Source organism: Pseudomonas sp. MF7453, from assembly GCF_016405455.1.
Classification (GTDB): Bacteria; Pseudomonadota; Gammaproteobacteria; order Pseudomonadales; family Pseudomonadaceae; genus Aquipseudomonas; species Aquipseudomonas paralactis.
This window is the reverse complement of record NZ_JAEKCN010000002.1, coordinates 298230-313342: the sequence shown is the minus strand read 5'-3', so window position 1 is coordinate 313342 and position 15113 is coordinate 298230. Positions and strand designations below refer to the sequence as shown.

The window sequence follows — 15113 nt, the reverse complement described above, 5'->3', positions numbered from 1 at the left end:
GGTTCAAATCGCCTCTAGTTCGCTCAGAAAGTCACGAAGATCATCAAAATCTTCCGCGCTGCCGGCGCGGAAGGTGGCGGCGACCTGGACATAGGCGCGCAGCGTTTCGGCCTGGAACACTTCCACCAATGGTACTTCCAGCCCCAGTTCGGCCTGGACCCGCGAGGTGATCTGGATCGCCAACAGCGAATGACCGCCCACTTCAAAGAAGTTGTCGTTGAGGCCCACTTGCGGCAAGCGCAGCACGTCAGCCCAGATCGCGGCGACCTGCTGTTCAAGCTCGGTTTCGGGGGCCACATAGGCCTGTTGCAACAGGCTGGCGTCCGGCTCGGGCAAGCCCTTGCGGTCGAGTTTGCCGTTGGGAGTCAGCGGCATCTGCGCCAGGAACACGAAGTGCACTGGCACCATATAGTCCGGCAGGCGTGTTTTCAGAGCGCGGCGCAGGGCGTCGCGCCATACGGCTTCATCACCCACCGACTCTGCCGGTACAACATAAGCCACCAATTGCTTACCGGTCGGGCCGTCCTGGGCGACCACCACGGTTTCACCGACATTGTCCTGTTCACGCAGACGCGCCTCGATTTCCCCCAGTTCGATACGGAAACCGCGGATCTTCACCTGATGGTCCACACGCCCCAGGTAATCCACCACACCGTCCGGACGCCCACGGGTCAGGTCGCCGCTGCGATACACACGGCTGCCGCGCTTGCCGAACGGGTCCGGCACGAAGCGCTCGGCGGTTAACGCCGGACGCTCCAGATAACCCCGGGCCACGCCCTCGCCGCCCAGGTACAACTCGCCGGCTACGCCGATGGGTTGCAGGTTCAGTTGCGCGTCCAATACATAACCGCTGCGGTTGCCCAGCAAGGTGCCGATGGGCGCGTAAACGGCTCCGCAGGGGTCGCCTTTACGTGCCTTCCATAGCAACGGCGTAACCACGGTTTCCGTCGGGCCGTAGCCGTTGAACAGGTATTTGGGTTTCAGCGCGCGCCACGCCAGGTCATAGCTGGCTTGAGCAACGGCATCACCGCCAAAGCAGTACACCCGCACCGCTGGCGGGTTGCCATCGCGCTCGGCATGTTCGGCCAACTGTTGCAGGTACACCGGCGGGAACACCGCCATGGTTACGTTGTGACGGTGCATCTGCTCGTAGGTGTATTCCGGCAGCCACAGGCTGTCGTCACGAATCAGCACGCTGGCGCCGTTGATCAACGGGTGCATCCAGCCTTCGTGGGAGCCGTCGAAAGCGAACGACATGAAATGCAGTTCGCAGTCGGCTGGCGAGGTTTCATAGCGCTCGCCGGTGGCGATGATATGGGCCACCAACGGGCCGTGGGATACCGCCACGCCTTTGGGCATGCCGGTGGAGCCGGAGGTGTAGATCACGTAGGCCAGGTTGTCGCCGTCCAGCTTCACCTGAGGGGCAGTGTCGCTGAATCCTGACCATTGCTCGGTGCGATCAATCGCCAGGCTATCAAGGCCGTCCGGGATCGGCAGTTGCTGCAAAGCGCTGGTGTGGGTCAGCAGCAACTGCGCGCGGCTGTCCTGCATCATGTACAGCAGGCGATCACGTGGGTATTCGATGTCCAGCGGCACGTAGACGCCACCGGCTTTCATCACCGCCAGGAACGCCACCATGCTCTCGGCACTGCGCGGCATGGCGATCGCAACGCGCACTTCCGGGCCGATGCCACGGGCGTTTAGCGCATGGGCCAGACGGTTGGCCTGGCGGTCCAGCTCGCCATAGGTCAGGGTTTGTGCGTCGAATTTCACCGCCACCGCGTGCGGATTTTCCCGGGCGCGGTCGGCCACCAACTCGTGAACAAAGCGCTCGGCCGAGAAGCCGGCATCGGTCTGGTTCCACAGCTGGATAATATGTTGCTGCTCTTCGCCGTCCAACAACTGTAACTGCCCAATGCTCTGCTGCTGATCGGCAACCATCGCCTGCAACAGGTTCCGCCAATGGCGCGCCATACGCTTGATGGTCGCGGCCTCGAACAGGTCAGTGGCATAACTCAACGAGGCACTTAAGCGTCCCTGGGATTCTTCGATGTCCAAGGTCAGGTCGAATTGCGCGACCGCCTCGTCCCAGCTCACAGGACTGACTTCAAGCTGGCCCAGGCGTTGCAAATGCTGGCCGGCCAGGCTGATATGGTGGTTGAACGCTACCTGGAACAGCGGGCTCAGGCTGAGACTGCGCTCGGGCTGCAGCACCTCGACCAGTTGTTCGAAGGGCAAGTCCTGATGGGCCTGGGCTTCGAGCGCGCGCCGCTTGACCTGGGCCAGCAACTGGCTGACGGTGGTGTGCCCATCAATTTCGGCCTTGAGCACCTGGGTGTTGACGAAAAAGCCGATCAGCCGCTCGGTCTCGACCCGGTTGCGGTTGGCAATCGGCACGCCGACGCGAATATCCGGCTGGCCGCTGTAGCGATGCAGCAACATCTGATAGGACGCCAACAACAGCATGAACAGCGTCACACCCTCGCGCTGGGCCAGAGCCTTGAGGCTGTCGAGCAACAGTATTGGCAACGGGATGTTCAAGCGTGCACCGCGATGGGTTGGCACTGCCGGGCGCTGATGATCGAATGGCAGTTCCAGCACCGGTTGCTCGCCACCCAACACTTCACGCCAGTAATCGAGTTGGCGAGTTTTCTCGCCTGCTTCCATCCAACTGCGCTGCCACAGTGCGTAATCGACGTACTGGATCGGCAGCGCCGGCAGTTGCAGCCCTTCGCCCCGGCTGTAGGCGGCATACAGCTGGACCAGCTCATCGACCATCACCTGCATCGACCAACCATCGGAAATAATGTGGTGCTGCACCAGCACCAGCACATGTTCGTCTTGCGCCAGGCGCAACAGGCTGACACGCATAAGCGGGCCCTGACGCAGGTCGAATGGCTGGGTGATGCTCGCTTCTATCTGGGCTTTCAGACTCGCTTCATCGGCGTTCGCCAAGGCGAGCTCGATCCTTGCTGGCGGGCTGATCACTTGCACGGTGCGGCCGGCATCTTGCTGCAAGTGTGTACGCAAGCTTTCGTGGCGCGCGACCAATGTATCGAAGGCGCGCTGCAGGGCGTCGCGGTCGAGTTGCCCTTTGAGGCGCAACGCGCGGGGTACATGGTAGGCCGCGCTGCGGGGGTCCAGTTGCCACAGGAACCATTGGCGCTCCTGCGCATAGGACAGCCCCAGCGGCTGCTCACGTTCGACGCGCTCCATACGGCTGCTTTCAACGTGTGCCTGGGTCAGGCTATGGACAAAAAGGCCCAGCACCGGCTGATCGAACAGGGCTTTCAAGCCCACATCGAGGCCCAGGCCATGGCGGATGCGCGAGACGGCCTGGGTGGCCATCAGCGAATGCCCGCCGCGTTCGAAGAAGTGGTCATTGAGGCCTACACGTTCGACACCGAGCACTTCGGCCCAGATCGCAGCGATCTGTTGCTCCCGTTCAGTCAGTGGCGCGATGTACTCACCACCCGCTGCCTCGGGCTTGGGCAGGGCCTTGCGGTCCAGTTTGCCGTTGGGGCTCAGGGGCATGTGTTCCAGCAGCATCCACTGGGCCGGGACCATGTACTCCGGCAGGTGTTGGCCCAGGTGAGCGCTCAACACATCGCGCCAGTCATCGCCAGCGTTGTGCAGCACCAGGTAACCCACCAGGTATTTGCCCTCGACCGCCAGCACGGCGGCCTCGCGGACCCATTGGTGCTCCAGCAGGCGCGCTTCGATTTCACCCAGCTCGATACGCAGGCCGCGCAGCTTGACCTGGTGGTCGATGCGCCCGGCGTATTCAATCACGCCGTTTTCGCGGTAGCGCGCCAGGTCGCCGGTACGGTACAGGCGCTCGCCTTTGACAAACGGGTGCGCGATAAAACGCTCGGCCGTCAGGGAGGGACGGCGGTGATAACCACGGGCCAGGCCCACGCCGCCCAGGTACAGCTCGCCCAGCACACCGACCGGCACCGGTTCGAAGTTGCCGTCGAGGATGTAGCACCCAAGGTTGGCAATCGGGCGGCCGATCGGCACGGCATCGCGGCCTTCGTCGATGCAGGTCCAGTGGGTCACGTCGATGGCGGCTTCGGTCGGGCCATAGAGGTTGTAGAGCCCGGCCCGCGGCAGCTTGGCGAAGACCTGCTGCTGAGCGTCCACCGGTAGGGCTTCACCACTGCAAACAATGTGTTGCAGGCTTTGGCAGCTCGATGCCGCCGGGTCCTGCAGGAACGCCTGCAACATCGAGGGCACAAAGTGCAGCGTGGTGACCTGCTGCTGATTGATCAGGTTGATCAATTTGGCCGGATCACGGTGATCACCCGGTGCGGCGACCACCAGGCGCGAACCAGTCATCAGCGGCCAGAAGAACTCCCACACCGACACGTCGAAGCTGAACGGCGTTTTCTGCAGCACGGTGTCGCTGGGGTCCAGGCCATAGGTTTCCTGCATCCATTGCAGGCGGTTCAGCAACGCCGAATGACGGTTGCCCGCGCCTTTGGGTTGGCCGGTGGAACCAGAGGTGTAGATCACGTAGGCAAGGTTTTCGCCGTCCAGCGCGATGCCAGGGTTGGTATCGCTGTAGGCTTCAAAGGCCGACTCGCCCAGCTCCAGGCAGTCCAGGCCATCCGGGATCGGCAACTGTTCAAGCAAATGCGCCTGGGTCAGCAGCAGTTTCACGCCACTGTCGTCGAGCATGTAGGCCAGGCGCTCACGCGGGTATTCCGGGTCCAGCGGCACGTAGGCACCCCCGGCCTTGAGCACCGCCAGCAGACCCACGACCATCTCGACAGAACGCTCCACCGCCAGCCCCACCAGCACGTCCGGCCCCACGCCGGCTTCGATCAGGCGATGAGCCAGGCGGTTGGCGCGACGGTTCAGTTCGGCATAGCTCAGGGACAGTTCGTTGAAGCGCAACGCCTGCGCATCCGGCTGTGCCTTCACCTGAGCCTCGAACAGCTGGTGCACCCACTGCCCTTGCGGATAGCCGCGCTCGGTGGCGTTCCACCCCTCCACCACCTGCCGGCGCACTGCGTCCGTCAGCGACGGCAACTCGCCGACACGACGCGGCGTGACACTGGTCAAGCCGTGAAGCAGGTGCTGGAAAGACTCGGCCAACTGCCGAATCTCGTCGTTGCCGAACGACTGCACGTCAAAGCTGAACTCGAACTCCAGAGCCCTCCCGGCGCCAAGCAGCACCGTCAACGGATAATGGGTTTGCTCGAAATTCTGCACATTACTGAAGGTCAGCCCGGCTGGTGCACCTTCGGCCAGCGCTGTGGACACCGGGTAGTTTTCAAACACCAGCAGCGTGTCGAACAACGCGGCGCCGCTCGCACCCGCCCAGCGCTGGATTTCGAACAACGGCGTATATTCGTGTTCACGCAGGCTGAGGTTCAGTGCCTGCACCTGCTGCAACCATTCCCCCACCCACAACATCGGACTCGGGGTGGCGATAACCGGCAAGGTGTTGATAAACAGACCGACCTGCTGCTCCACACCCGGCAACCCTGCTGGTCGACCGGATACCGTGGCGCCAAACACCACTGTGTCCTGGCCGGTCTGGCGTTGCAGCAACAACAGCCAGGCGGCTTGCACAAGGGTGTTCAGAGTGATTTTGTGGGTCTGGGCAAACCCCTTGAGCTGGTCAGTCTGGGCGATGCTCAGGGCCAGTGCGTAGCTGCCTTTGGCGGACGAAGGATCAGACCCGGCGCCGCGCGACAGGCGTGTTGGCCCCTGCATCGTGGCCAATTGGTCCTTCCAGAAGGCTTCGCTGGCAGCCGGTTCCTGAGCTTGCAACCAACCGATATAGTCACGGTAGTGCCCTTGCAGCGTCGGTAACGGCCGGCCGGCGTAATACTCCAGGACCTCGCCGAACAACTGCGCTCGGCTCCAACCATCCAGGAGAATGTGATGATTGGTGTAGATCAAATGGAAGCGGTCGACACCGGTGCGTACCAGTTTCAGGCTCAGCAGCGGCGCCTGCTCCAGCACAAAACCTTGTACCCGCGTCGACTCGCTCAACTCATCCAGCGCGGCGTGCTGATCCGGCAGGGCCTGCCAGTCGTATTCGGCGAACGGCAGGCCCGCTACGCGATACACCGCTTGCAAAGGCTGCGCCTGGTCTTGTTGCCAGACAAACCCGGTGCGCAGCATGTCATGCCGCCCCAGCACCTGCTCCCAAGCGCGCCGGAACCGAGGCACATCGAGGCCGTGGATATCGGCACGCAGCTGGCTGACATAAATATCGTCAAGGCCCTGCTGGTACAGACTGTGGAACAGCATGCCCTGTTGCATCGGCGACAGCGGATACAGGTCCTGTACCTCGCGCGATGGGAGTGCCAGATGATCCAGTTGTTCTTGCGTCAGCTGAGCCAGGATCACATCGGCCGGGGTGAACGCACCGTGTTTCGGGTCGACGCAATGTTCGATCAGCGCCAGCAGTTCCTGCTGGAAATCATCCGCCAGGCGCTGGATTGTCGACGCCTCAAACATCTCACGGCTGAAGCCCCACTGCAGCGCCAGTTCACCGCCATACACCTGCCCTTCCACCGTCAACCAATTGGCCAGCGGCGCCTGGGGATCCTGGGCTTGGCCGCTGCCTTCACTGGCCGGTACGAAGAGTGCCGACTCATTGAACTGACGGTCGAACTGGCCCAGGTAGTTGAACGTAATGCGTGGCGCAGCGAGGTTCGCCAGGCTTTCACGGGCCTGCGGCGATCCCAGGTAACGCAGCAGACCGTAGCCCAGGCCCTTGTCGGGCACGGCGCGCAGTTGCTCCTTGACCGACTTTATTGCTTCGGACAACTCGCCTTCGGCGTGCAAGCACACCGGGAACAGACTGGTAAACCAGCCGACGGTGCGGCTCAGGTCGATGTCGTCGAACAGGTCCTCGCGACCATGCCCCTCCAGTTGGATCAACGCGGCAGGTTGTTCACTCCAGCGGCTGATCACCCGCGCCAGGGCGGTCAGCAATAGGTCATTGACCTGGGTGCGGTACGCCGCTGGCGCCTCTTGCAGGAGGCGGCGGGTCTGTTCGGCGTCGAGGCGCGTTTCCAGCTTGATGCCCAAGCGATTTTGCAGGCCTCCCTCGGGATGGTCGCAGGGCAACTCGGCGTCGATGGATTGCGCTTGCCAGTACGGCAGTTGCGCGTCCAGGGTTTGTGCGTGGCTCTGCAACTGTTGCGCCCAGTGCTGGTAGGCAGTGGTTTTCGCCGGCAGCGGCTGTTCGCGGTAAGCCTGTTGCAGGTCTTCGAGCAGGATGCGCCAGGACACGCCATCGACGACCAAGTGGTGGATCACCAGTAGCAAGCGTTGGCTACCATCGGCCATATTCACCAACGCGGCGCGCAGCAGCGGGCCTTGTTCCAGGTCAAGGCTGCGCTGGGCCTCTTCACAGAGCGCGGCCAATTCGGTGTCGGTGTTGGCTTGGGACTGCCACAGCAGCGGCTCGGCGGGCAGCGCTGCATGGCTCTGATGCCAGCCATCTGCCTGCTGCACAAAGCGCAAGCGCAAGGCGTCGTGATGCTGGATCAACTGGTTCAAGGCCGCTTCCAGCCGCGGGGGCTGCAACGTCTCGCGCGCGGTCAGCAGCAACGACTGGTTCCAGTGCTGACGCGCCGGGATCGCCTGGGTGAAAAAGTGCTGTTGCACAGGGGTCAGAATCACCTCGCCGCTGACCGGGCCCTGGTCGATCAGGCTGACTTGGTCGAAGCTGGCCACCCGCGAAAGGCTGCGGATGCTTTGGTACTGGAACAGGTCCCGTGGGCTGAGTCGGATACCGGCTCGGCGGGCGCGACTGACCACCTGGATAGAAATGATCGAGTCGCCACCCAGCTCGAAGAAGTTATCGTCCTGGCCAACCTGTTCAACGCCGAGCACATCGCTCCAGATCGCGGCCAGGACTGTCTGCAGGTCCCCTTGAGGGGCGATAAACGCCTGTTGCAGCGCTGCATCCGGCAATGGCAATGCCTTGCGGTCAAGCTTGCCGTTGGCGGTCACCGGCAGCTTGGCCAGGGTGACGAAGTGGGTCGGCACCATGTATTCCGGCAGGCTGCCGAGCAGCCAGGGCTTGAGGTCGGTCGGTTCCTCGCCTTCATACACCAGGTACGCGACCAATTGTTTGCCACCTTGCACCAACACCACTGCTTCGCGCACTTGCGGATGCTGCAGCAGGCGGGTTTCGATTTCGCCCAGTTCGATACGCAAGCCGCGCAACTTGACCTGGTGATCGAGGCGACCGAGGTATTCGATCACCCCATCGGCGCGCTGGCGCACACGGTCACCGGTGCGATACAGGCGTTCGCCTGTCACAAACGGGCTGGGTACAAAACGCTCGGCGGTGAGCGCCGGACGCCGGTGGTAACTGCGCGCCAGGCCAACGCCGCCCAGGTAGAGTTCGCCGCTGACGCCAGCCGGCACCGGGTTGAGTTGCGCATCCAGCACGTAGGTGCCGAGGTTGGCGATGGGGCGGCCGATGGGCACGCTGTCGGCGCCTTCGTCGATGCAGGTCCAGTGCGTGACGTCGATGGCCGCCTCGGTCGGGCCATAGAGGTTGTACAGCGCCGCAGTCGGCAACTTGGCGAACACTTGCTGTTGCGCATCCAGGGGCAAGGCTTCGCCGCTGCAGATGATACGCGCGAGGCTTGCGCACGCCTGTACGCCCGGCTCATGGATAAACGCCTGCAACATCGACGGCACGAAGTGCAACGTGGTAATGGCGTGTCGGCCGATGGTTTCGATCAAACGCGCAGGCTCTCGGTGTTCGCCAGGCGCTGCAACCACCAGGCGTGCGCCGGTCATCAGCGGCCAAAAGAACTCCCACACCGACACATCGAAGCTGAACGGGGTTTTCTGTAACACCGCATCACTGGCATCCAGGCCATACGACTGCTGCATCCAGCTCAAGCGGTTGACCAGTGCGCGATGGCTGTTGCCGGCGCCCTTGGGCTTGCCGGTGGAGCCGGAGGTGTAGATCACATAGGCGAGATTGAGCGCATCAGTAGCGACGGTCGGCGCTTGGTGACTGTAGCCGTCGAGCCACAGCGCGGGCTGATCCAGGGCAATCACCTGGATACCGGCGGCCGGCAGCACGGCCAGCAGGCTTTGCTGGCTGAGCAATAGTTGAATGCCGCTGTCCTGGATCATGTAGGCCAGGCGTTCCTGCGGATACTCGGGGTCGAGGGGCACGTAGGCGCCACCGGCCTTGAGAATCGCCAGCAGGCCAATCACCATTTCGATAGAACGCTCGACGCAGATTCCCACTAGTACGTCGGGGCCTACGCCCTGCTCGCCCAAGGCGTGGGCCAGCTGGTTGGCACGCGTATCAAGTTGGGCGTAGGTCAAGGTGGTGCTGCCAAACACCAGTGCCGGTGCATCCGGCGTGCGTTGCACCTGCTCTTGGATGAGGTGATGGATACCGCGTTCCGTCGGATATGGCTCGGCGGTCTGGTTCCAGGTGTGGACCAGCCGTTGCTGTTCATGCGCATCGAGCATCGGCAACTCGCCGATACGCAGGTCACCTTCCGTCACCATCGCCTGTAACAGGCTGATCCAGTGGCGGGCCATGCGCTCGATGGTAGGCGCGTCAAACAGGTCATTGGCGTAGGTCAGCGCGGCGTGCAGGGTGCCGGATTTTTCATAGGTGTCCAGGGTCAGATCAAACTGCGTGGTGCGACCTTGCCATTGCACCAGGGCCAGCTCCAGGCCGGACGCGGTACTGACCGAAGCGATGTCGGCAACGACCGGCTGGTGGTTGTACATCACCTGGAACAGCGGCGTATGACTCAGGTTGCGCTCGATTTTCAGCGCCTCTACCAACCGCTCGAAGGGCAATTCCTGATGGGCCTGGGCACCCAGGGCGTGTTCCTTTATGCCTTGCAACAGCTCGGTGACGCGGGTTTGCCCGCTCAGCTCAGTGCGCAACACCTGGGTGTTGACGAAGAAACCGATCAGCCCTTCGACTTCAGTGCGGTTGCGGTTGGCAATCGGCACACCGACGCGAATATCACCCTGGCCGGTGTAGCGATGCAGCAAAACATTGAACGCGCCCAACAGCAGCATGAACAGCGTGACGTTGTGTTGTTGCGCGCAACTGCGCAGTTGCGCGCAACAACACAACGTCACGCTGTTCATGCTGCTGTTGGGCGCGTTCAATGTTTTGCTGCATCGCTACACCGGCCAGGGTGATATTCGCGTCGGTGTGCCGATTGCCAACCGCAACCGCACTGAAGTCGAAGGGCTGATCGGTTTCTTCGTCAACACCCAGGTGTTGCGCACTGAGCTGAGCGGGCAAACCCGCGTCACCGAGCTGTTGCAAGGCATAAAGGAACACGCCCTGGGTGCCCAGGCCCATCAGGAATTGCCCTTCGAGCGGTTGGTAGAGGCGCTGAAAATCGAGCGCAACCTGAGTCATACGCCGCTGTTCCAGGTGATGTACAACCACCAGCCGGTCGTTGCCGACATCGCTTCGGTCAGTACCGCGTCCGGCCTGGAGCTGGCCCTGGTGCAATGGCAAGGTCGCACCACGCAGTTTGATCTGACCCTGGACACCTATGAAAAATCCGGCACCCTGCACGCCGCGCTGACCTACGCCAATGACCTGTTTGACGCGCCTACCATCGAGCGCATGGCCCGCCACTGGATCAGCCTGTTACAGGCGATGGTGACGGAAGGTGACCTGCGTATCGGCGAGTTGCCGATGCTCGATGCGCATGAACAGCAACGGCTGGTCCACACCTGGAACCAGACCGCCGAGCCATATCCGACGGAACGCGGTATCCATCACCTCATCCAAGAGCAGGTGCAACGCACGCCGGATGCACCGGCACTGGTGTTTGGCAGCACCACCTTGACCTACGCCCAACTTGATACGCGTGCCAACCAGCTGGCCCACGCCTTGGGCGAGCAGGGCGTAGGCCCCGACGTACTAGTGGGAATCTGCGTCGAGCGTTCTATCGAAATGGTGATTGGCCTGCTGGCGATTCTCAAGGCCGGTGGCGCCTACGTGCCCCTCGACCCCGAGTATCCGCAGGAACGCCTGGCCTACATGATCCAGGACAGCGGCATTCAACTATTGCTCAGCCAGCAAAGCCTGCTGGCCGTGCTGCCGGCCGCCGGTATCCAGGTGATTGCCCTGGATCAGCCCGCGCTGTGGCTCGACGGCTACAGTCACCAAGCGCCGACCGTCGCTACTGATGCGCTCAATCTCGCCTATGTGATCTACACCTCCGGCTCCACCGGCAAGCCCAAGGGCGCCGGCAACAGCCATCGCGCACTGGTCAACCGCTTGAGCTGGATGCAGCAGTCGTATGGCCTGGATGCCAGTGATGCGGTGTTACAGAAAACCCCGTTCAGCTTCGATGTGTCGGTGTGGGAGTTCTTTTGGCCGCTGATGACCGGCGCACGCCTGGTGGTTGCAGCGCCTGGCGAACACCGAGAGCCTGCGCGTTTGATCGAAACCATCGGCCGACACGCCATTACCACGTTGCACTTCGTGCCGTCGATGTTGCAGGCGTTTATCCATGAGCCGGGCGTACAGGCGTGCGCAAGCCTCGCGCGTATCATCTGCAGCGGCGAAGCCTTGCCCCTGGATGCGCAACAGCAAGTGTTCGCCAAGTTGCCGACTGCGGCGCTGTACAACCTCTATGGCCCGACCGAGGCGGCCATCGACGTCACGCACTGGACCTGCATCGACGAAGGCGCCGACAGCGTGCCCATCGGCCGCCCCATCGCCAACCTCGGCACCTACGTGCTGGATGCGCAACTCAACCCGGTGCCGGCTGGCGTCAGCGGCGAACTCTACCTGGGCGGCGTTGGCCTGGCGCGCAGTTACCACCGGCGTCCGGCGCTCACCGCCGAGCGTTTTGTACCCAGCCCGTTTGTGACAGGCGAACGCCTGTATCGCACCGGTGACCGTGTGCGCCAGCGCGCCGATGGGGTGATCGAATACCTCGGTCGCCTCGATCACCAGGTCAAGTTGCGCGGCTTGCGTATCGAACTGGGCGAAATCGAAACCCGCCTGCTGCAGCATCCGCAAGTGCGCGAAGCAGTGGTGTTGGTGCAAGGTGGCAAACAATTGGTCGCGTACCTGGTGTATGAAGGCGAGGAACCGACCGACCTCAAGCCCTGGCTGCTCGGCAGCCTGCCGGAATACATGGTGCCGACCCACTTCGTCACCCTGGCCAAGCTGCCGGTGACCGCCAACGGCAAGCTTGACCGCAAGGCATTGCCATTGCCGGATGCAGCGCTGCAACAGGCGTTTATCGCCCCTCAAGGGGACCTGCAGACAGTCCTGGCCGCGATCTGGAGCGATGTGCTCGGCGTTGAACAGGTTGGCCAGGACGATAACTTCTTCGAGCTGGGTGGCGACTCGATCATTTCTATCCAGGTGGTCAGTCGCGCCCGCCGAGCCGGTATCCGACTCAGCCCACGGGACCTGTTCCAGTACCAAAGCATCCGCAGCCTTTCGCGGGTGGCCAGCTTCGACCAAGTCAGCCTGATCGACCAGGGCCCGGTCAGCGGCGAGGTGATTCTGACCCCTGTGCAACAGCACTTTTTCACCCAGGCGATCCCGGCGCGTCAGCACTGGAACCAGTCGTTGCTGCTGACCGCGCGCGAGACGTTGCAGCCCCCGCGGCTGGAAGCGGCCTTGAACCAGTTGATCCAGCATCACGACGCCTTGCGCTTGCGCTTTGTGCAGCAGGCAGATGGCTGGCATCAGAGCCATGCAGCGCTGCCCGCCGAGCCGCTGCTGTGGCAGTCCCAAGCCAACACCGACACCGAATTGGCCGCGCTCTGTGAAGAGGCCCAGCGCAGCCTTGACCTGGAACAAGGCCCGCTGCTGCGCGCCGCGTTGGTGAATATGGCCGATGGTAGCCAACGCTTGCTACTGGTGATCCACCACTTGGTCGTCGATGGCGTGTCCTGGCGCATCCTGCTCGAAGACCTGCAACAGGCTTACCGCGAACAGCCGCTGCCGGCGAAAACCACTGCCTACCAGCACTGGGCGCAACAGTTGCAGAGCCACGCACAAACCCTGGACGCGCAACTGCCGTACTGGCAAGCGCAATCCATCGACGCCGAGTTGCCCTGCGACCATCCCGAGGGAGGCCTGCAAAATCGCTTGGGCATCAAGCTGGAAACGCGCCTCGACGCCGAACAGACCCGCCGCCTCCTGCAAGAGGCGCCAGCGGCGTACCGCACCCAGGTCAATGACCTATTGCTGACCGCCCTGGCGCGGGTGATCAGCCGCTGGAGTGAACAACCTGCCGCGTTGATCCAACTGGAGGGGCATGGTCGCGAGGACCTGTTCGACGACATCGACCTGAGCCGCACCGTCGGCTGGTTTACCAGTCTGTTCCCGGTGTGCTTGCACGCCGAAGGCGAGTTGTCCGAAGCAATAAAGTCGGTCAAGGAGCAACTGCGCGCCGTGCCCGACAAGGGCCTGGGCTACGGTCTGCTGCGTTACCTGGGATCGCCGCAGGCCCGTGAAAGCCTGGCGAACCTCGCTGCGCCACGCATTACGTTCAACTACCTGGGCCAGTTCGACCGTCAGTTCAATGAGTCGGCACTCTTCGTACCGGCCAGTGAAGGCAGCGGCCAAGCCCAGGATCCCCAGGCGCCGCTGGCCAATTGGTTGACGGTGGAAGGGCAGGTGTATGGCGGTGAACTGGCGCTGCAGTGGGGCTTCAGCCGTGAGATGTTTGAGGCGTCGACAATCCAGCGCCTGGCGGATGATTTCCAGCAGGAACTGCTGGCGCTGATCGAACATTGCGTCGACCCGAAACACGGTGCGTTCACCCCGGCCGATGTGATCCTGGCTCAGCTGACGCAAGAACAACTGGATCATCTGGCACTCCCATCGCGCGAGGTACAGGACCTGTATCCGCTGTCGCCGATGCAACAGGGCATGCTGTTCCACAGTCTGTACCAGCAGGGCCTTGACGATATTTATGTCAGCCAGCTGCGTGCCGATATCCACGGCCTCGATGTGCCTCGGTTCCGGCGCGCTTGGGAGCAGGTGCTGGGGCGGCATGACATGCTGCGCACCGGGTTTGTCTGGCAACAAGACCAGGCGCAGCCTTTGCAAGCGGTGTATCGCGTAGCGGGCCTGCCGTTCGCCGAATACGACTGGCAGGCCCTGCCGGATCAGCACGCCGCGCTGGATGAGTTGAGCGAGTCGACGCGGGTACAAGGTTTTGTGCTGGAGCAGGCGCCGCTGCTGAGCCTGAAACTGGTACGCACCGGTGTCGACCGCTTCCATTTGATCTACACCAATCATCACATTCTCCTGGATGGTTGGAGCCGAGCGCAGTTGTTCGGCGAGGTCCTGGAGTATTACGCCGGCCGGCCGTTACCGACGCTGCAAGGGCACTACCGTGACTATATCGGTTGGTTGCAAGCTCAGGAACCGGCTGCCAGCGAAGCCTTCTGGAAGGACCAATTGGCCACGATGCAGGGGCCAACACGCCTGTCGCGCGGCGCCGGGTCTGATCCTTCGTCCGCCAAAGGCAGCTACGCACTGGCCCTGAGCATCGCCCAGACTGACCAGCTCAAGGGGTTTGCCCAGACCCACAAAATCACTCTGAACACCCTTGTGCAAGCCGCCTGGCTGTTGTTGCTGCAACGCCAGACCGGCCAGGACACAGTGGTGTTTGGCGCCACGGTATCCGGTCGACCAGCAGGGTTGCCGGGTGTGGAGCAGCAGGTCGGTCTGTTTATCAACACCTTGCCGGTTATCGCCACCCCGAGTCCGATGTTGTGGGTGGGGGAATGGTTGCAGCAGGTGCAGGCACTGAACCTCAGCCTGCGTGAACACGAATATACGCCGTTGTTCGAAATCCAGCGCTGGGCGGGTGCGAGCGGCGCCGCGTTGTTCGACACGCTGCTGGTGTTTGAAAACTACCCGGTGTCCACAGCGCTGGCCGAAGGTGCACCAGCCGGGCTGACCTTCAGTAATGTGCAGAATTTCGAGCAAACCCATTATCCGTTGACGGTGCTGCTTGGCGCCGGGAGGGCTCTGGAGTTCGAGTTCAGCTTTGACGTGCAGTCGTTCGGCAACGACGAGATTCGGCAGTTGGCCGAGTCTTTCCAGCACCTGCTTCACGGCTTGACCAGTGTCACGCCGCGTC

1 protein-coding gene and 1 pseudogene are annotated in these 15113 nt (G+C 62.5%); one reads left to right on the top strand and one right to left on the bottom strand.

Annotation, left to right across the window (positions count from 1 at the left end):
- Positions 1-3: 3 nt before the first annotated feature.
- Positions 4-10107, bottom strand: coding sequence for an amino acid adenylation domain-containing protein (locus JFT63_RS04720; protein WP_332875218.1), 10104 nt, complete (start codon positions 10105-10107; stop codon positions 4-6).
- On the opposite strand from JFT63_RS04720, the pseudogene JFT63_RS30020 reads away from it, so the two are divergent.
- Positions 10043-15097 (top strand): annotated as a pseudogene (locus JFT63_RS30020) (amino acid adenylation domain-containing protein); the annotation flags it as partial. The gene JFT63_RS04720 and the pseudogene JFT63_RS30020 overlap by 65 nt on opposite strands.
- Between the last annotated feature and the right edge of the window lie 16 nt (positions 15098-15113).